Source organism: Nonomuraea solani, from assembly GCF_900108335.1.
Lineage (GTDB): Bacteria > Actinomycetota > Actinomycetes > Streptosporangiales > Streptosporangiaceae > Nonomuraea > Nonomuraea solani.
The window spans coordinates 213,758-233,472 of record NZ_FNVT01000002.1 but is presented as its reverse complement, the minus strand read 5'-3'; the positions used below and the strand labels follow the sequence as shown (position 1 = coordinate 233,472).

The 19,715-nt window shown below is 68.1% G+C and carries 11 protein-coding genes and 1 pseudogene; 8 read left to right on the top strand and 4 right to left on the bottom strand.

The window, feature by feature from the left end; genetic code table 11:
- Positions 1–89 precede the first annotated feature (89 nt).
- The gene (locus C4V41_RS06745; RefSeq protein ID WP_103954915.1) at positions 90–701 is read left to right on the top strand and encodes a TetR/AcrR family transcriptional regulator; all 612 of its coding nucleotides are present in this window, start codon (positions 90–92) and stop codon (positions 699–701) included.
- A gap of 447 nt (positions 702–1,148) precedes the next feature.
- On the opposite strand, the gene C4V41_RS06735 is transcribed toward C4V41_RS06745, so the two are convergent.
- From C4V41_RS06735 to C4V41_RS06725, 3 genes are all read right to left on the bottom strand, one after another.
- On the bottom strand, positions 1,149–2,417 hold the full coding sequence (locus tag C4V41_RS06735; RefSeq protein WP_103954914.1) for a M48 family metalloprotease: 1,269 nt from the start codon (positions 2,415–2,417) through the stop codon (positions 1,149–1,151).
- Positions 2,418–2,679: 262 nt separating this feature from the next.
- Positions 2,680–2,877: a hypothetical protein gene (locus C4V41_RS62765; RefSeq protein WP_200823801.1), complete on the bottom strand. Its 198-nt coding sequence runs from the start codon at positions 2,875–2,877 to the stop codon at positions 2,680–2,682.
- Between the two features lie 450 nt (positions 2,878–3,327).
- Positions 3,328–3,783, bottom strand: a complete 456-nt coding sequence (locus C4V41_RS06725) for a hypothetical protein (protein WP_103954913.1) — start codon at positions 3,781–3,783, stop codon at positions 3,328–3,330.
- Between the two features lie 388 nt (positions 3,784–4,171).
- Between C4V41_RS06725 and C4V41_RS06720 the strand changes: the two genes are divergently transcribed.
- Together C4V41_RS06720 and C4V41_RS06715 are read left to right on the top strand one after the other, a co-directional pair.
- Positions 4,172–4,624, top strand: a complete 453-nt coding sequence (locus C4V41_RS06720) for a hypothetical protein (RefSeq protein WP_103954912.1) — start codon at positions 4,172–4,174, stop codon at positions 4,622–4,624.
- 272 nt (positions 4,625–4,896) lie between these two features.
- The gene (locus C4V41_RS06715; RefSeq protein ID WP_235029949.1) at positions 4,897–5,412 is read left to right on the top strand and encodes a nitroreductase family deazaflavin-dependent oxidoreductase; all 516 of its coding nucleotides are present in this window, start codon (positions 4,897–4,899) and stop codon (positions 5,410–5,412) included.
- Here C4V41_RS06715 and C4V41_RS65790 read toward each other — a convergent pair.
- Positions 5,409–5,624 (bottom strand): annotated as a pseudogene (locus C4V41_RS65790) (IS630 family transposase); the annotation flags it as partial. The gene C4V41_RS06715 and the pseudogene C4V41_RS65790 sit on opposite strands and share 4 nt — an antisense overlap.
- A 367-nt stretch (positions 5,625–5,991) precedes the next feature.
- Between C4V41_RS65790 and C4V41_RS06710 the strand changes: the two are divergent.
- The 5 genes from C4V41_RS06710 to C4V41_RS06690 all read left to right on the top strand — a co-directional run bounded on the left by C4V41_RS06710 (position 5,992) and on the right by C4V41_RS06690 (position 19,625).
- Positions 5,992–6,888, top strand: coding sequence for a helix-turn-helix domain-containing protein (locus C4V41_RS06710; protein ID WP_103955655.1), 897 nt, complete (start codon positions 5,992–5,994; stop codon positions 6,886–6,888).
- A gap of 497 nt (positions 6,889–7,385) precedes the next feature.
- Entirely contained in the window at positions 7,386–11,309 is a 3,924-nt protein-coding gene (locus tag C4V41_RS06705) for a LamG-like jellyroll fold domain-containing protein (RefSeq protein WP_160150198.1), read from the top strand.
- Positions 11,310–11,329: 20 nt separating this feature from the next.
- Complete coding sequence (locus C4V41_RS65270) at positions 11,330–17,407, top strand: RHS repeat-associated core domain-containing protein (protein WP_160150197.1); 6,078 nt, start codon at positions 11,330–11,332, stop codon at positions 17,405–17,407.
- 165 nt (positions 17,408–17,572) lie between these two features.
- Positions 17,573–17,956 (top strand): hypothetical protein, encoded by a 384-nt coding sequence (locus C4V41_RS06695; RefSeq protein ID WP_103954909.1) that lies wholly within the window; start codon positions 17,573–17,575, stop codon positions 17,954–17,956.
- A gap of 463 nt (positions 17,957–18,419) precedes the next feature.
- A complete protein-coding gene (locus C4V41_RS06690) occupies positions 18,420–19,625 on the top strand; it encodes an alpha/beta hydrolase family protein (protein WP_235029948.1) in 1,206 nt (401 codons plus the stop codon).
- Positions 19,626–19,715 lie beyond the last annotated feature (90 nt).

Below are 19,715 nucleotides of genomic sequence, written 5' to 3'. Positions count from 1 at the left end.
ACTTTGTGGACACGGACCGGCCTGGGAATTGAGCAACGATCCGCCCGAGGCTGGTCCGGCACGATGCCTGACCGAGGGAGCATCCACACATGCTTGCCAAGCCTTCCGCTCCGCAGGAGCGCAGCGCCGCCGCCCGCGCCCGGCTGCTGGCCGCCGCCGACGAGCTCTTCTACGCCGAGGGCATCCATGCGGTCGGCATCGACCGCGTCATCCAGCACGCCGGCGTCGCCAAGGCCACCCTCTACAACACCTTCGGCAGTAAGGAAGAACTGGTGCGCGCCTACCTGCGGGCCCGCCACGCCGCCACGCGGGAGCACATGAGCCGCGAGCTCGAACGGCGCTACCGCACGCCACGAGAGCGCCTTACCGGGGTCTTCGAGGTGCAGGGCCTGTCCTTCACCGCACCGGGCTTCCGCGGTTCTGCCTTCGTCACCGCCGGCATCAACACGCCACCGGGTGGGGCTGTCGAGGAGGTGTCCTCCGACTATCGCGCCTGGCTGCACTCGCTCTTCCACGATCTCGCCGAACAAGCCGGGGCCAACGACCCCAAGGGATTGGCCCGCCAACTCGTCCTGCTGTACGACGGCGCGGGCATCAGCGCCTGGCTGGATCACGACCCGAGCGCCGAAGCCACTGCCCGGACCGTTGCTCAAGTACTGGTCGATATCGCGATACCCGAGACCATAGCCGTGTCTTCGTGATGGCTTTTGGTCACTTCTGGGGAGCGGGAGTCGCGGTAGTGCCACATGGGCGGTCGTTCTCGGGGCCAGCCGTCGCAGGCGGCCAGGCGTGATCCGGCCGCTGCGGAGCAGGGGCGCCTCGTGCAAACGGCGGCATTCGTGTGGCCGGCCGAGCGCCGGCGTTGTGCCTGCTGATAAATTCCATCCATGCTGGTCAAGCGGCATGTGAGTATTCGTGGAGGACGCCGCCGAGCCGGTCTCGTCGGCGTATGTTCAGGTGGGTGATTCAGGGTCTGTGATCGGGTTCGGGGCGGGGCGGCTTGGTGGGTTCGGTGCTGGTTGTAGAAGTGTTCGTACTCGCGTAGGGCGTGCCGTAGGTGGCGTTCGTTCCAGGGCAGGCAGCGGTCGAGGAGTTCACGGCGGCCCATCGCTCCATGATCGAGTGCCTCCTGCGGAATCCGATCCTGCTCACCCGCCCACGATCTCCTTGGCCCGTTCCACCACGTTCACCCTGTCCCCGGATGGGCCGACCAGCACGCGCTGGGCGAACACCTGCTCGTGCACGTACCCCTTGCGCCGCAGCGACACGTCGACCAGCGGCACGAGCACGCACACGTCGCGCGAGGGGTGCGGGCAGATCGCGTGGGCGTGCCACCAGTCGAGCTCCGCCGCCCGCCCGGCGCTCGCGAGCGCGATGATGTCGGCGTCGGTGGCGGGCCTGCGGTCCAGCAACACGGCGGCCGCCTCCAGGACGGCCTCCCGCTCGGCCTCCAGGACGTCGCCCCACTCCCCGTCCGGCAGCTCGCCCAGCCGGTACGACGCCCGCCCGGTCTCATCCAGCATCAGGCCACCGAGATGCCGGGCGAGCCGCCATTCGAGCCTGTCACGCATATGGAGTCTCATCCCGTCGGGAAGCTCGCCGGTGCCCCACGGCCCTTCGTCGAGCTCGTCATCGATGATGGTCTGGGGTGAGATGCGGCCCAGAAGTCCGTCGTGCTCGACCTTCCATCGGAAACCGCCGTAGAGATCACGGGCGCTCCCGCGATGCATGAAGTGTGCGGCATAGCGGGTCACGTACCAGTCGAAGGCGCTGTCCACGACGGCTTCGGCCCACGAGGCCGTCCGCAGCCGGTCGGCGCCGAGCAGGGTGCGGGCCTCTGCCCAAATTGAGCGCCGCAGCGATTGGCATGCCTGCTCGGCCCAGGCCGCCTCGCCGCGCACGTACAGGGACAGGGCCCAGTGCTCATGCCTCCTCAATCGTTTGGCGCCCAGCAACTCCCGTGCCAGGACGGCGTGCAGGTCGCGTTCGCTCATCCCGATGAGCATGGGCAGTCCGATGATGAGTGCCGGCCGGCCGTTCAGCTTCCTGGTCGCGAAGATGAAACACCTCGAGGTCAGCCACACCTTTGGCGTGGCGGCGAAGCCGGCCGTCCGCGCCGCGTCGGCGATCACCGCCGCCACCTGAGGATGATCGCGCAGGGGGAACCGGAACGTCCGGTACCGATGCATGCGCCACCAGCGCCTGCGCACCAGCGACAGCGCGACCGCCGCGGCGCACACGGCCACCAGCCACGCCGCCCAGACATGCCCGAAGGCCACGGCGACCAGCGCCAGCACTCCGGCATTTCCCGCCATCCCGGCCAGTTCGGCGAGCAACTTCACGCGCTCGCCGAGCCAGAGCCGCCACCAGTACTTTCTCAGCCACAACCAGGCCAGCCGCAGCCGCGGTAACTTCACTCGGGTCCGCCCTCGTCAGATAGTCAGCGGCACCCTAGCCGGGGCGTGAGCCCTCCGCGAATCGGCGGGCCCAGCAGGACGTCTGCAGAGGTCGGATCACGCCTGCCTGGACGCGCGAGAACGGATCTCCTTCCGGGGCGTCACCGGGTTCGGGTCGTGGCCGGTACCCGTCGGCGGCGAATGGCCGGGTGCCTTCGTTCACGCGGCTCGTGACCGAGGGCACCCATCCTCCCGCAGGTCAGCCCTGTGCGTCCCGCCGCGGTCAGGGTCGCCGTGTGGGCGACAGCGTTGGCCAGGGCATCAGGGCGGCGATGGTCGAGGCCGCGCCGGCCGGCGTGACGGCCGGCCCCAGGGCCGCGATTTCGCCCAGCGCGCCGCCGGCCGCGGCGGCCAGGCCCTGCCGCGTCATCGTTCCGGTCAGCAGCAGGGCGAACGCCCGACCGCGCTGCGTCTCGGGCACCGTGCCGAGAAACCTGCGGGCCAGCGCGAGTTGGTAGGCGACGCCGAACCGGACACCGTCATCAGGGTGGCGGCGTACCCCGGTGCGGGGTGCAGCGCGAACCCCGGCAGCGGCAATCCGACCGCAAGCGCGAGAGGGCCGGCCAGCTCCCGACCCGCAGGGCGTACCAGACGGCCAACCGGCAGGTTGCCGGCGAACATTCCGGCGGCGACCGCCGCGAACAGCAGACCAGCCGCGTCAGGTGCGCCGGCCTGCGCGGCGTACGGGACCAGCACGCCCTCGGCGCCGACCATCAGCGCCGGTGCCGGCCCATTGCGCCAGCAGCAGCGCCCGTACCGCAGGCCGGCCAGGCGGGCGACCTCGCCACGGGCGCGGAGTCGAGTGCGCTGGATCTGAGCGGGCACGCACCCTCGGCCGGGTGCGGCCTCAGCGGCCGTCTTCGACTTCGTGTCAGATGCTCCGGGTGCGGTACATCTTGAGGCAGTCAAGGGTGCTCGCGTGGGGAATGTCGAACCTGAACTTGAAGTCAAACCAGACGCGGTCCCTCCGGTTGACGGCGATGTTGATGCTGCGGCCTCCGGAGCCCTTGCGGGTGTTGATGGCCCAGCTCTTGAGGGTCTGGTCAGGCCCGGTTCTGTGCTTGCGGAGCCTGATAAAGATCTTGTTGTTGGTCCCCTGACCTGGGCCGTAGCTGTACCAGTTGAGCCGGTTGAAGAAATCGTGCGTGGAACTGCTGTTGTAGTACACCCGCAGGCTCCCGCGGTACCCGCCGAAGGGGGTGCTGATAGTGCACTGTGCCTCCAGGTAGGAGGCGGTTGCCTGCGCTGGCGCGGGCAGGGCCAGTGACCCCAGTGGGACGACGGTGGCGGCGGCGAGCGCCGCGCCGATCGTATGGATGCGTTTCATGCCGAGACCCCGTCCTGGCTTCCGTTCCCCGGCGGCGAGCGGCCCGTCTGACCGCTTGCCCTGAAGACCTGTGCCTACCGTGGCGCCCATCTGGCCGGACGCCCCCCGATCAGGTAGATCGAGGCTATCTGTCACACCCTCGGCGGGTCGTCAACCGCCAGGTGGAACCTTCCCCTCCACCAATCGCGGTAGCGCACATCCGGGCGTCAACCACGGAGGTATGGACGCGAGACCGTCTGCCCCGAGGAAGCCTCGTGCCCCAGGATCAGGGGCCCATCCAAGTTGTTCGGCACCCCTCATCGAGCCGGGTCAACCAGGACTCAACAAGAACTCAACGAGCCCTGGCCTACCTTTCCCATGTCCACGACGACCAGCGAAAGGAAGCACGATGAGACGCCTACCACTGATCCTGGCCGCCGGCGCTCTTACGGCCGGCACGCTTCTCGCCCCCGCTGCCCAGGCGGCGACTGCGGCGACGGCCGCCGTCTCCGTCCAGCAGGTGAGCCAGGCCCGCTGGTTCACCATCTGGGACGGCGGCGGGAACACCAGGGGCATCGATACCGGGGCGATCAAGAGCCAGGCCAAAGTCCTGCAGATCGTCACCCAGTGCTGGAACGGCGGTGACGGTACCGCGGCCACGGCCACCCTGTGGAAATGGGGGCCCAGTGGTATCGGCCCAGGTGGGGGGTGGATGAAAATGAAGCGCGACCGCGGTTACTGCCTGGGCGGGAAGATGTACACCCGTATCCACAATGCGAGGGCCGGCGAGAAGTGGAGGGCCACCGTCACTCTCAGCCCCAAGTCCCACACGGTCAGGGTGTGGGTTCAGAACTACGGCTGATCGGCCCACTGATCGGCGGCCTTCTGGGCCATCCCTTCCCCGTTGGCCGACTACTGGCGGAGGTGGGCCAGTCGGGGGAGCAGGATCGATCATCCTGCCGTACGCGCTTCCGTCTCCCGGGTGATCGGAGCTCCCGTACGCCATAGGAAGCCCTCACAGAGTCATGACCTGTGCGGATGCAAGCGACAATGCTGCCGACACCCGATAGACCAAACGCTTGCTAGGGCACTATCCTTTCCACACCGGCTCACCGAATCGAACGTGAGGTCATCGTGGTCGACCAGCAGCAGTCCAGCGGCGGAGTCAGGGCACGTGTCAGCACCGCGCTGCGTCCGTTCTTCCAGTGGCTCGCGGGCACCAAGGGCTTCGCCAAGATCGCGCCCAGGATTGTGCCGCCGCTCGACCGCCTGATCAACCGCATGACCGGCGGGCGCGTTCTCATGGGTGACCAGATGATCCCTCACCTGCTGCTCACCACGACCGGCAGCAAGTCGGGGCAACCCCGCGAGAGCCCGCTCGCCTGTCTGCCCGAGGAAGGCGGCACGTTCCTCGTGGTCGGCAGCAACTTCGGCCGAGACCACCACCCCGCCTGGAGCGGCAACCTGCTGAAGACCCCGCAGGCCACGGTGAGGTTCCGCGGTCACGTCGTCCCCGTGACGGCGACCCTTCTGGCGGGAGCCGACCGCGAGCAGGCCTGGCGGATCCTGGTCGGTTTCTGGCCGCTGTACCAGGGCTACACCGAGCGCTCCGGCCGCGAGCTGCGTGTCTTCCGCCTGTCCCCGCGCTAAGCGGCATTCCAGTGATTCCGCTTGTAATCGGTGAGGAGCCACGGGCCGACCCGGCGAGCTGCGGCGGTCAATAACTGGTCGGGCGAGCGGGCGTGGAAGAAGGCGTGGATTTGTCTGAGGCGGCCGGGCCAGATGGCGGCGGTGTTGGCGATGGACGCCTTTAGCGCCGCCCAGAGGCGTTCGCCGGGGTTGTCGTGCGGCTGCAGCCGAGATTATCTCTCGCAAATTCCGGCCCGATGTGGGAGATGATGGCCTGTCGTGGTCGGCACGATGGTCGCGGGCGTGCTCGTACGCCCCATCACACGTCGTCAGGACCCGACACTGCCGGACGCCCAAAGCATCAGTGGGCGCGGGGCACTCGTAATTGTTCAGGGTCTTCTGTACGTCCCCGGGCGGCGCCTGAACTTTCAGCGGCTGATCAAAGGGTGGGGAAACGTGCCGGAGGGCAGGTGAGGCGAGTCGCGTTCGGGGCAATGTCCGAACTCTCCGTATCGCCGTGCGCGGCACGAGGGTTGTCCTTGAGCCCTTGTTCGGGCGATGCTGATCCGGGCCGGCGGCGACAGCACTCGGGTGGAGGTCATGGACGAGATCAGCCCCGGTGGGGAACCGGTGGAGCGGTTCGCCCTCGGGCATGAGGTGAGTGAGTTCGGCCCCGTGCAGGTGACGCTGATGACTACGATGCCGCACTCGATCCTCACACCTGCGCCCATTGGCCTGGTCGATCCCGACGTGTTCCATCTGGGCTGCGTCGTGCGCGGTGGCGGCGTGCTGGCGCAAGACGACCGGCACGCGGATCTCGGAGCCGGGGATCTGGTGCTGTACAACCCCTCGCGTCCCTATGTGGCCGCGTTCGCACCGGATGGTCCAGCGCACCAGGTGCTGCTCCTGCGGTTTTCGCGCTCGTTACTGCCGTTGCCCAGCCGGGAGGTGCGGCATTTGAGTGCGGTTCGCCTCCAGGGCACCCGGGGCATCGGTGCGCTGTCGTCACAGTTCCTGCTGCAACTCGCCCGCCGGATGCATGAACTGACCCCTTCTGATACCGCCCGGCTGGCCACCCTCACGATTGACGTGCTGGGCACGGCGCTCGCCGATGCGCTGGACGCTCAGAACGCGGTGCCGCCGCACACCAGGCGGCGGGCGCTGCTGGCCCAGGTTCACGCCTTCATCCGGGACAACCTGGGTGATGCGCACCTGACCCCGGGCGCCATCGCCGCGGCACACCACATTTCCCTGCGCTACCTGCACAAGCTGTTCCACCAGGAGGGGCACACCGTCGCCGGCTGGATCCGCGAGCGTCGCCTGGAGCGATGCCGGCGCGACTTCGCCGACCCCCACCTGGCCGCCCACCCGATCCACGCGATCGCCGCCCGGTGGGGCTTCACCAGCCCCGCGCATTTCAGCCAGGCATTCCGCGCCGCCTACGGCCTCTCACCGCGCCAATTCCGCGAACAGCGCGCGACAGTGCACGCGGACTAAAGACGTGTGCGCTCAGCCGTAACGACAGGCACCGGCTACGGGTGGCACCCTCCTCGGTGAGGACCCCAACGATGAGCCGAAGCCCGGCGACTCCGTGAACGAAGATGTCGCCGGATGATTTGGCCTGCCGGTAAGGACGCGATGAAGTATTCGACCTTGTTCTCAAGGCGTCTCGGTTTACGACACCATGCCTGGCAGAAATACGACGTTCCATCGCCGCAGGAATGTCCCAGGCGCCATCGGTCACTCCGCGGGCTGTTACCCGGTCAACTCCTGGAGGCAAGGTGTTGCGACGTTTACGCATTCTGATCGTGGGTGTGACGACCGTGCTTTCTGGCCTGCAACCGGTGGTGGCCCCGGCAGGCGCATCTGCGGCGAGGCCGTCCGGGAACACGGCCATGGTTTCAGCGGGGGCGGAAGATTTGGGGATTGACGATCCGGTGGGTTCGGCCCCGTGGGCGGCCAGAGAGGCGAAACGCACCGGCAAACGTGTGGCGGTGACCGCGGAGCGGTCCGAGGTGCGCGATGTCCACGCCAACCCGGACGGAACATTCACGGCCGAGTTGAGCACCGTTCCGGTCCGTGTCAAGCGCGGCTCAGGGTGGGTCCCGGTCGACACGACGCTGCGCCGGCGAGCCGACGGCGGCGTGGAGCCGGCCGCCGCCACGGCGCCTGTCGTCTTCTCCGGGGGAGGGGACCAGCCCCTGGCGAGGCTCGGGCAAAGCGACGCGCACATCGAGTTGCGCTGGCCGGCGCCCTTGCCCAAGCCCGTGCTGAACGGCGGCGCCGCCACCTATCCGGAGGTCCTGCCCGGGGTGGACCTGCGGATGGCCGCGACGGCCCAGGGCTTCACCGAGGTGCTGGTGATCAAGGACAGAGCAGCGGCGGCGAATCCGAAGCTGGCCGAGCTGAACTTCGGACTGCACGCCAACGGCGCAAAGATCCGGGACGATGGACATGGGAAAATCGGCGCCTATGACGCCAAGGGAAAACCGGTTTTCGTCTCCGGAGCACCGATGGCATGGGACTCGTCGCCGGATGCCAAGCGGGCGGCCGGCGAATTCCTCCTGGGCAAGGACTCACTGATTCTGAGACCGGGCCAAGCACTCCTGGCGGACACGAATACGAGATTCCCGGTCGAGGTTCGGGCGGACTTTCCAGCGGGCAGGACCGGGTTCGCCCTGGTGTTCTCCAACCACCCAAGAGACCCTTACTGGGGCGGCGACGGGCAGAATCTGGCGAAGGTCGGATACTGCGACTGGCCGTACTGCAACAACATCGGAGTGGCGAGGTCCTACTTCCGGTTCGACGCCGCATTCCTGCTCGGCAGGCACGTCCTCAACGCCGAGTTCAACATCTTCGAAAATTACGCCCCATCGTGCAACGCACGGGACGTGGAGGCGTGGGGCACCAACGCGATTCATGAAGGAACCACGTGGGAGAACCAGCCCTTCCCCGGCGGAGGACCGGTTCACTTGGGCACGGCCAACGTCGCCCACGGCTACAACGCCGGTTGCCCGGGCAAATCAATCGGATTCAACGCCACCGCCGCCGTCAACAACGGTGTGGCGTTCGGCGGCGGTCACTTCTCCATCATGCTGAAGGCACGGGATGAGGGCGACCGCTTCGCCTGGAAGAAGTTCAACACCGACCCGAGCGTGAGCGTCACCTACAACAGCTATCCCCATGCCCCCACCGGCCAGACCGTGGAGAACAAGGGCTGCGCCGTTCAGCCGGACGAGCCGCACATCAACCCCTACATCGGCAACGACCCCAACCTCGGACCACGCGGACCGCAGATGGCGGCATTCGTGACCGATCCCGACGGCGGTCATGTGGCCGCCCAGTTCGAGTGGTACACCAGGTTCGGCGCCCGGCTCGGCACGGTCACCACGGCGGGAAAACTCTCCGGTGCCTCCTTCACCGCCGATGTGCCGGCGGCGGATGCCGTCGACGGGGCCAAACTGGCCTACCGGGTGCGCGGCGTCGACGGCATCGACGCCGGGCCGTGGGGCCCGTGGTGTGACGTCACGATCGACCGTACCGCCCCGAGGGCGGCGCCGAAGGTCAGCTCGGTGACCTACCCCGAATGTGAGCCACCGGACTACGACCCCTGCGACGCGGGCGGGTCGGTCGGTTTCACGGGCGGGTTCGCCTTCGCCCCCAACGGCGAGACCGACGTGGCGCAATACCAGTACTACGTGTACGGCCAGGAGGGCGTCTTCTACGCCAGGGCCGGGTCCGGCACGGCGAATGCGCTGGTCACCCCGCCCGATGACGGGTCACTCGACCTGTACGTGCGCAGCATCGACCGCGCCGGCAACGTCGGCCCCGAATACCGGTACCACTTCTGGGTCGGGCGAGGTACGCCCCCGAAGGGGCACTGGAAGCTGGAGGGCTCCTCGGAGATGAAGGCCGTCGACGACTCGCCGAACGGTCACCACGCGACGCCCGAGGCATCGACCCGCTGGCAGATCGGCCGGCACGGCGACGCCCTGTGGATGAACGGCACCACCGGATACGCCGCCACCGCAGGCGGTCCCACCGTGGAGACCGACAAATCGTTCTCCGTTTCGGCATGGGTGCGCCTGGACCGGCTGGACACCACCTTCCGGACGGCCGTCAGCCAGGACGCGACCGCCATCAGCGGATTCTTCCTGCAGTACAACCCGGCCGGCAAGAAATGGAACTTCATGATGCCGGCCGCGCACGACAACGACGCCGTACGGCACATCGCCGAATCGCCGGCCACCGCGGTCGCGGGACGGTGGACGCACCTGGTGGGCCTTTATGACGCCGGAGCCAGGCAGATCAAAATCTACGTAGACGGCGTCGCCGGGCAGCCCGCCGATCACACCACCCCGTGGAACGCGACCGGGGCGGTGCAACTGGGCCGCGCCCAGTGGCGCGGTGGGCCCGTCGACCATTGGCCGGGCGCGCTGGACGAGGTGCGGATCTACGATCGGGTCCTGGCGGCCGAGGAGATCCACGACCTGGCCGGCGCACCCGCCGTTGAGGAGGCATTTCTCCCCTTGGACGAGGGGACGGGCACGACGGCTCAAGAAGTCTCGGGCAACTACCGGATCGCCACTCTCAGCGGCGCGACCTCGTGGACGGCGGGCAAGGTGGGCACCGGAGCGGTGCGGTTCAACGGCGGCGACGCGGCTCTTGCGACCACCGGCCCCGTCATCCGCACCGACGCCGGTTTCACCGTCACCGCGTGGGCCAGGCTGGACGAGACCGGCGATCAATGGCGGACGATCCTCAGCCAGGACGGCACCCAGGCGAGCGGCTTCCAACTGCGCTATCGCGCCGACACACGCAAGTGGTCGTTCGCGCTGGCGCAGTCGGACACCGGCGACGGCGACATGGTCAGCGTCGACTCCAGCGGACCCGCGCGCGCCGGGGAATGGACGCATCTGACCGGCGTGTACGACGCCGCTGACGCGCGGCTCCGGTTGTACGTCAACAGCGCCTTCGAAGGCAGCGTGCCCATGACCGCCAAATGGAACGCCACCGGCGCCTTCCAGGTGGGCCGCGGAAAGGTGAACGGCGCGGCGGCGACGCCGTTCACCGGGGTGATCGACGACGTGCACGCCTGGACGGGCGTGCGCACGCAGGACCAGATCCGGGACGAGTATCGTGACCAGCCGGTCACCCGGCAGACCAACCATTACGGGAGACAGCTCGGACGCTTCTACAATCTCGCCGGCCACCACATCGTGACCAGCGGGCAGGTGCCGCCGGGCTCGCATTTCGAATTCTCCCTCGGGTTGCTCGCGCCGCAAGGTGCCCCCGACACGCGTGTCATTTACTCCTGCCGCAGCGGGGCCACGGACTATTTCCTGTCGCCTGATTGCGGGACCCATACCAACCTCGGCAGCGTCGGGCGGCTCTATTCAACGCCGCCCGCCGGCGTACCGACCCTTCAGGTGTACCGGTGTGCCATTTCCGGTGGAGGACACTTCGCCTCCACGGATCCCGGTTGTGAGGGCAGAACCACGGAGTTCTCCCTCGGTCACACCCGCGCCTACACCCACTTGATCAGGCATGTCACCAGCGGCTACCCCTACGATCACGCGTCGTCCACGGCCCGGATCGAGCGGAACTACCGCCCTGAAGGCAATTACGGCACGGTGGCGATGTTCCAGTTGCCCGGCACCACGGCGCTGATGAACTGCCGCGACGGACTGGACACCTTCACCTCCGCCGACCCCGCCTGCGAAGGCAAGACGGTCGTGCGCAGGCTCGGCTACATCTGGACCGCCCCGCCGCAGGGCGTGCCCGGCGCGCCTGGCGCGGTCGGTGCGGAGCTGTTCCGCTGCCGGGCGAGCTGGGGCGATCTGTTCGACTCGCGTGATCGCGACTGTGAGGGCCAGGAGCTCGATCGCTCACTGGGCTTCGTCGGCACCGGACTGTGAGCCAGGAAGGAATGAGCACCATGCGCTTATGGCCGATCACGGTCCTCAGCTGCTTGTTCATCATGCTGCTGGCGAGCACCCCCGCCGGAGCGACACCGTCGATGATCCTGGCCGCCACCACCGCCCAGGCACCGGTCCGGCCCAGCAAGCCGCAAGAGGTCGAGCCGGTGCCGGGCAAGGAGTTCGTGCCGGCCGAGGCCCGGCCCGATCCCGAGGCCCCGCCCGCCAGGCAGAGCGCGGCGAGGGCGGACTGGCCCTCGGCCGGTGCCGCGGACGTGGCCTTGCCCGCCGCCCTGGGGAACGGCGCGAAGGGAGTGGCCGGGATACGGGCCGGGTCGCTGCCCGTGTCGATAGCGGCCACGGGACGGTCAGGACCGGAACGGGTCAAGATCGAAGTCCTCGATCGTACGGCGGCCGCACAGGCGGGCGTGGACGGGCTGCTGCTGTCGCTACGGCGTACGGACGGCAAGAGCGAGCGCGGTCCGGTGGCAGTGACGGTGGACTACTCCGCCTTCCGGGATGCCTACGGCGGCGACTGGGCCTCCCGGCTTCGGCTCATGCCACACGGCAGCGGCGACGCACCTGTCACGGGGACGCGCAACGATCCGGTGAAGGGCACGGTGTCGGCGACCGTCTCGATCGGTGACACCGGCAGCACCTTCGCCCTTGCCGCCGCCAGTGCGGGGCCCAACGGCGATTACCAGGCGACCTCGCTGGCGCCCTCCGGCAGGTGGCAGGTCTCCACCCAGGGCGGCGGATTCACCTGGGCCTATCCCATGGACACACCGCCGGTGCCCGGGGATCTGGCTCCGGAACTGGCGCTGTCCTACTCCTCGGCCGCGGTGGACGGCCGTACCGTGTCGACCAACAACCAGTCGTCCTGGGCGGGGGAGGGCTGGAACCTGTCGCCCGGATTCATCGAACGCTCCTACAAGGGCTGCGCCGATGACCTCGGCGGGAACAACGGCCAGACCAAGACCGGAGACCTGTGCTGGGAGACCGAGAACGCCTCGCTGTCGTTCGACGAGCAGTCCGGGCGGATGGTCTTCCAGAACAATGTCTGGCGGCCCGAGCGCGACGACGGCACGCGCATCGAGCACCTGTTCCGCGACGGCCAGGACGTCAACGGCGACGACAACGGAGAGTATTGGAAGGTCACCACCACTGATGGCACTCAGTATTTCTTCGGGCTGAATCGGCTGCCCGGCTGGACGGCCGGCCGGGAGACCACGCAATCGACGTGGACGGTACCGGTCTACGGCAATGACGCCGGCGAACCGTGCTTCCAGAGCACCTACGCCGCCTCGGCGTGCACGCAGGCCTATCGCTGGAACCTGGACCACGTGGTCGACGCCCACGGCAACTCGATGAGCTACTTCTACCAGCCCGAGACCAACAGGTACGCGCAAAACCTGGCGGCGGCCACGGGGACCTACACCCGAGGGGGCACCCTGGCGCGGATCGACTACGGCACCCGCAGCGGCGCCGAATACTCCGGGCCCGCGCCCGCCCGGGTGGTCCTCGACACCGCCGACCGCTGCGCGCCCGGCCAGAACTGTGCCGCTCACAACACCACCACCTGGCCCGACGTCCCGTGGGACGCCGACTGTTCGACGGCCCCCTGCGGAACCCGGTATTCACCGTCGTTCTGGTCCACCAAACGGCTGGCGAAGATCACCACGCAGGTCTCCACCGGCGGCGGGAACTATCGCGGCGTCGATCAGTGGGAGTTCGCGCACACCTACCCGACGACCGGAGATCACACCACCCCGTCGTTATGGCTCAACAGCATCACCCGCACCGGCCTCGCCGGCAGCACCGCGATCAAACTGCCGCCCGTGACGTTCGACGGCACGATGATGGCCAACCGGGTCAACTCCGCCACCGACGGCCTGCCCAAGCTGAACAAGCCGCGCGTCACCACCATCACCTCCGAGTCCGGTGGGGAGATCAACGTCCACTACAAGACTCCCGACTGCGCCCCCGGAGCCGTACCGGCCAAGCCCGAGTCCAACACCAAACGCTGCTTCCCCGTGCGGTGGACGATGCCGCCGGCGACCGAACCGGCCGACGACTGGTTCCACAAGTACGTCGTCGAGCAGGTGGTCGAAGACGACCTGGCCACCGACGCCAAGGACATGGTGACCAACTACGACTACGACATCAAGGGCGGAGCCTGGGCCTACATCGACGACCCCCTGATCGACCCCAAGTACCGGACCTGGGCGGAGTGGCGCGGATTCGAGAAGGTGACCGTCAGGAAAGGCGATCCGGCCAACGACGAGAACAAACCCGAGAGCAAAACCCAGTACCTGTATTTCCGCGGCATGCACGGCGACCGGCTCAGCCCCGCCGGCGGCACCAAGCCGGCGGAAATCATCGACTCCGCCGGTGTGAAGATGTTCGACATCCCGCCGTTGGCCGGTTTCCTGCGCGAGGAGATCAGTTACACCAGCGCCGCCGAACACGTCGGCCGGATTCATGACCCCTGGACCAGGCTCACCGCGACGCAGGGCAGGGACACGGCGTACCAGGTCGAGATCAAGGCGAGCCAGACCCGGGAGCGCCGGAACGAGGGCACCTACCGCGTCACCCGGGTGGAGACGGCCTACGACGAGTACGGCAATCCCACGCAGGTCAACGACCTCGGCAACACCAGCGGGCCCAGTGATGACCAGTGCACCACCATCACGTACGCGCACAATGTCGAGGCGATGCTGGTCGAGTTTCCGAGCGAGAAGACCACCGTTGGCGTCGCCTGCGGAAACGCTCCTTCGTACCCGGATGACGCCATCTCCGGCACCAGGATGTCCTACGACGGGCAGGCGCACGGCAGAGCGCCGCTCCGCGGCGACGTCACCACGACGGAGAACGCCGAGTCCTATACCGGCGCCACCGCCGTCTACCTGGTCGGCCACACCTCCACCTTCGATTCCCACGGCCGGGTGATGGAGTCACGCGACGCGCTCAACCGGCCTACCACCACCTCCTACACCGAGGTCAACGGTCTGACCGTCACCACCGCGGTGGCCAACCCGCTGCGGCACACGGTGACCACCACGCTGGACCCCGCCTGGGGGACGGCGGTCCAGGTGGAGGACGCCAACGAGCTGATCACGTCCCTGACCTACGACGCTCTGGGGCGTCTGACCGAGGTCTACAAGCCGGGCCGCACCGAGGCCGCCGGCGACAGCCCGCACCTGCGCTACGACTACGGCATCTCCCGGAACCGCCCGAACTGGATACGTACCACCACGCTGCGCGCCAACGGCAACTCGGTCGCCGGCTACGAGTTGTTCGACGGATTCTCCCGGCCACGGCAGACGCAGGCGCCCAGCCCGAGCGAAGGCCGCATCCTGACCGACACCCTGTACGACTCGCGCGGTCTGGTCAGTGTGACGCGGGCGGCCTACCACGAGGACACCACCGGCCCAGGGACGACCTTGTTCCAGCCGGACGCCGGCAAAGTGCCGGCCGCGGTCGTCACCGTCTACGACGGCGCGGAACGCAAGACCGCGGAGATCTTCCTCAAGCTCAACGTCGAGAAGTGGCGCACCACGACGATCCCCAACGTCGACTCGGTCACCACGATCCCCCCGCAGGGCGACACCGCGACCACCAAGTGGATCGACGCCCGCGGCCGGATGGCCGCCCTGGTCCAATATCACAACCGCACGCTCCCCAGCCCCAGCGACATCACCCGGTACGCCTACACCAAGCGCGGCGACCTGCGCATGGTCACCGACGCCGCGGGCAACGTCTGGCGGTACACCTACGACGTCCTCGGCCGCAAGATCAAATCCCAGGATCCCGACAAGGGCGTCTCGACCATGACGTACGACGACGCCGGCCAACTGCTGAGCGTCACCGACGCACGCGACAAGACGGTGGAATCGGTCTATGACGCCCTCGGCCGGGTCACGCAGACCCACCTGGCCACGGCCCCCGGCCGGCCACTGACGAAGACCGTCTACGACTCACTGGCCAAGGGCGCCCTGACCTCCTCCACCCGCTACGTCGGCGGGCACGCCTACACCAAGCAGATCACCGGCTACGACGAGGCGGGGCGCCCGCGGGGAACGTCGGTGACCATCCCGGCGGTGGAGAACCGGCTCGCCGGCACCTACACCACCACCATGACCTACGCCGCCGACGGCAGCCCGGCCGCCAAGACCCTGCCGGCCCTGGGCGACCTCGGCCAGGAGACGATCGTCTACGAGTACGACGACCTCGGCCGGCCGGACAAGGTCACCGGCAACCTGACCTACGTCACCGATACCGAGTACAACGCGCTGGGCGAAACGGCTCAGGTCGAGCTCGGCGGCGGCGACAAACGGCTGTGGCGCACCACGTACTACGAGGAGGGTACGCGGCGGGTCACCGAACAGCTCACCGAGCGCGAACAGGTCAACGGCGTCATGGTGAACGACCTCACCTACGACTACGACCCGGCCGGCAACCTCACCCGTGTCACCGACCGCACCGCCGGCGCGGCGAAAGACACCCAATGCTTCGCCACCGACCACCTGCGCCGCATCACCACCGCCTGGACCCAGGGCACCGACACCTGCGCCGCCACCCCATCCGCCTCGGTCATCGGCGGCGCGGCTCCCTACTGGCACGCCTACACCTACGACGCGACCGGCAACCGCCGCACCAAGACCGTCAAGGGAGCAGGCGGCGCCGCCGACCTCACCACCACCTACGCCTACCCCGACCCCGGCGACGGCGTAGCCAGGCCGCACGCCACGACCGCCGCGATCACCGGTTCGACGACCGCCGCCTACTCCTACGACGCGGCCGGCAACACCCTCACCCGGCCGGGCCCGTCCGGAGCACAGAGCCTGGTGTGGGACGACGAAGGGCTCCTGACGTCGATCGCCTCCGGGGGCACGACCACGTCCTACGTGTACGACGGCGAAGGTGGGCAACTGATCCGCCGCGACCCCGGCGCGGTGACCCTCTTCGTCGGAGACGGCGAAATCCGGCTCAACACCGGCACCGGCTCGGCAACCGGGACCCGCTACTACGACGGCCTGGGCACCCGCACCAGCGCCGGCTTCACCTGGACGATAGCCGACCACCACGGCACCTCCCATCTGGCCGTCAACGCCATCAACCTGGCCACGACCACCACCCGCCGCATGGACCTGTTCGGCAACCTCCGCGGCGTGGGGGCGGAGTGGCCCGCCGGCAACAGGGGCTTCGTCGGCGGAACGACCAACCCCGGCACCGGGCTCACCCGCCTGGGCGCCCGCGAATACGACCCCGCGATCGGCAGGTTCATCTCCGTGGACCCGGTCATCGACCCGTCCGATCCGCAGCAGATGAACGCCTACGCCTACGCCAACAACAACCCGGCCACGATGACCGACCCTGACGGGCTCCGCTATTTCGACTCGCTGAAGGATCGCCTCAAGAACGCGGCCAAGGCCAGGAACGCCAGGCAACAGCAGAAGGCCACCAAGAGCCGGTCGGTCGATCGAATGCGGGACAAGGTCAAGTGGCGCGACAAGCTGGACAAGACATTCGCCAAGGTCGGGGATCGCATCAAGCGCCAACTGAAGGATCCGCGGGGCGCCGGCCCCGATGCAGGCAGGAATTGGCCTTCGACGGATGACTGGCTGGAGCTGGCGCTGCGTGTCGCGCCGCACGTGCTGAGGGGGATGAAGGACTGGATCACGGAAGGACTGGAGAGGATCGGCAGCGGGCTGGCCTGGCTCTTCGAAAATCGAGGCAAGATTCTCGGCACGCTCGGGTTCGTCGCGGCCCTGCTGTGCAACGCCGGTCGGGTCTGTCATTTGATAAACACCGGGCTCTTTCTGGTCGGTCTCGCGGACAATGTCGTTCAATGTATTTTCGGTGGAAGCGACGCCTGCGTGCTGGGAGCGCTGAGCCTGGGAACGTTCGCCTTGGGCAAGTTCTTCTCCAGCGCCCCTTTCGAAAGCAAGACAGGCTCAGTGGCCGTTGCGGGGCTGGACCTGGCGCTGTCATGGGTCCCGACGGACTGGCTGTTCGGTACGGAGCCAGAGTGGAGCCGGCTGGAGCGGCAACCGCTCCGCCAGATCCCGCGGGGGTGCGAAGACACCGATTGCTGAGCACTTCGGCGTAGTTGTCGGTGATATGTCGAGAAATATGATTTATTTGCTGATCGGCACATCAAATCTTTTCGGAGGTCGTCGGCCGCGGTGCGATGAGCACAATCAAGGAGCCGATTTTCGGGTAACCTCGTGCCGAAATCCCGAAAAGAAAGAGGGAATCTCGTGAAATCCCTGACGGCAGCACTGACGACGGTCGCGACAGCGGCGATCCTTACCGTGGTCGCGGCGCCCGGCGCCGGCGCGGGGGCCTACCACCTGCTGGCACAGTCCAGCAAGGGCGGTGTCACGGCCAAGCTGTGGCTGAACACCCAGACCCGGGCGGTCCATGCGCAAGGGCTGGGCCTGAGGTCGGGGGAGATGGTCAGGATCGACGCCTATGCCGGCATCACCAAAGACAGAAGGAGCGTGGTAGCCGGCGGGCAGTCGAATGTGAATCTCGACACCCAAGCGTTCAAGATTCATCCGGAGAGGTACTCGGCCTGCGCAGGGTCTCCGGTCGGCGGGGCGCGTTTCGTTTGTACCCCGTACATTCCCTTCAACGGCTGATCACCGCGACATCGGCGCGGACCAGGGCCACGTGTGGTGTGGCGCGTTACAAGATCGCGATTGAGGCGGCACTGGCCGGGCCCCAGGCGGTCCGCAGCAGCGGCCGCGGCGTCGCGATCCGTCCGCGCCACTGGCATCACTCCAAGTAATTGATCGTCGAGAGTGAGCCAGAGCCCGAAAACGTCAGTCAACTCGGCCCCTCGCCGGGTCTCGGTGCGTGGCTGGGGAATGTCCCCGGATGGACGCCGCCGCCCGGGCGCCACGCGTGACCCGATCGCGGTCAAGATGACGGCAACGGGACCCCGCCCGGAGTGCGACGTGAGTATGACCCGATGGCCGGATTGATCACTTCGGTCATACCCGGGTGGCACGCGGAGTTCGTTCCACCGCAGGATCACCGTGAGGAAGAGCGCTGCAAGGCTCCTTCACAGGAAGATTCATCCGCCCGTGAGGAGAAAGCGCGATGGGGACGACTGTCACACGACCCGGCCGGACGGGGACGATCGCCGCCCTGTGCCTGGCGCTGGCCGCCGGGCCGATGGCCACAGAGGCGGCGGCGGAGCCCGCCATCGGCGGGGCCGGGATCCGGGTGACCTTGCCGCCGCCCGCCGGGAAGTATCCGGTCGGCACCGTGGCGCTGCATCTGGTGGACCGGTCGCGCCCCGATCCGTGGGTGGCGGGGCGGGCGTATCGGGAGCTCATGGTGAGCGTGTGGTATCCGGCGCGGCGGAAGGCGGGGCTCCCCACCGCGCCGTACATGTCGCCGCTGGCGGCGGCCGACTTCGGCCGGACCCTGGCGCCCGGGGAGGTGGACTGGGCCGGGGCCACGACGCACTCCCAGGAGGGGGCGCCGATGGACAGAACCGGCGGGAGGCTGCCGGTCGTGTTGTACTCGCCCGGGTTCCGGGTGCCGCGCACCTTCGGCACCACCGTCGTGGAAGACCTGGCCAGCCGCGGGTACGTCGTCGTCAGCGTCGATCACACCTACGAGACGGCGCAGGTCGAGTTCCCCGGCGGACGGCTCGAACGTACCGATTTCACGGCGGAGTGGACGGCAGAGGACATGAGCAAGGCGGTGGACGTACGCGTCGATGACATGACCTTCGTCCTTGACCAGCTCGCCCGCCTGAACCTGGGACACAACCCCGACGCCGACCGGCGCAGGCTCCCGGCGGGGCTGCGCGGCGGGCTGAACCTGTCCCGCATCGGAGCGCTGGGCCATTCCATGGGCGGCTCGTCGGCGCTGCAACTCGCCCATGACGACCGCCGCGTCGACGCGGGAGTCAACCTGGACGGCGGGCACCGCGGCCCGGTGGCGCAAACCGGCCTGGCCAAGCCGTTCCTGCAGATGGCGGCCGAGTCGCACACCCGGGCGAGCGATCCCACCTGGCAGTCCCTGTGGGACAGGTCGACGGGCTGGAAGCGCGAACTGCGTTTCACCGGAGCCGAGCACATCTCCTTCAGCGACGCCCAGGCGCTGGTGCCCCAGTACGCCGAGAAGCTGAACGTCGACGCCTCCGGCCTCATCGGGACGATAGACCCGAGCCGCTCCCTCGCCGCCCAGCGTGCCTACTCCGCCGCCTTCTTCGACCTGCACCTGAAGAAGCGCGGCACTCTCCTCTTCGACCGCCCGAGCCCGCGCCACCCCGAGGTGACCCTCATTCCGTGAGCCCATGCGTATTCAGCGGCCACCGAGCCCGCGCCGGCGCTCCCGTTCTTGGCGGGGGCGGTGAGGGGCTTGGACGGCAGAGTTCGGGCC

What these genes read in the sequence shown, in the direction of transcription:
- C4V41_RS06745 (WP_103954915.1), top strand. Translation starts at nt 90, where the DNA reads ATGCTTGCCAAGCCTTCCGCTCCGCAGGAGCGCAGCGCCGCCGCCCGC.
- C4V41_RS06725 (WP_103954913.1), bottom strand. Translation starts at nt 3,783, where the DNA reads ATGAAACGCATCCATACGATCGGCGCGGCGCTCGCCGCCGCCACCGTC.
- C4V41_RS06720 (WP_103954912.1), top strand. Translation starts at nt 4,172, where the DNA reads ATGAGACGCCTACCACTGATCCTGGCCGCCGGCGCTCTTACGGCCGGC.
- C4V41_RS06710 (WP_103955655.1), top strand. Translation starts at nt 5,992, where the DNA reads ATGGACGAGATCAGCCCCGGTGGGGAACCGGTGGAGCGGTTCGCCCTC.
- C4V41_RS65270 (WP_160150197.1), top strand. Translation starts at nt 11,330, where the DNA reads ATGCGCTTATGGCCGATCACGGTCCTCAGCTGCTTGTTCATCATGCTG.
- C4V41_RS06690 (WP_235029948.1), top strand. Translation starts at nt 18,420, where the DNA reads ATGGGGACGACTGTCACACGACCCGGCCGGACGGGGACGATCGCCGCC.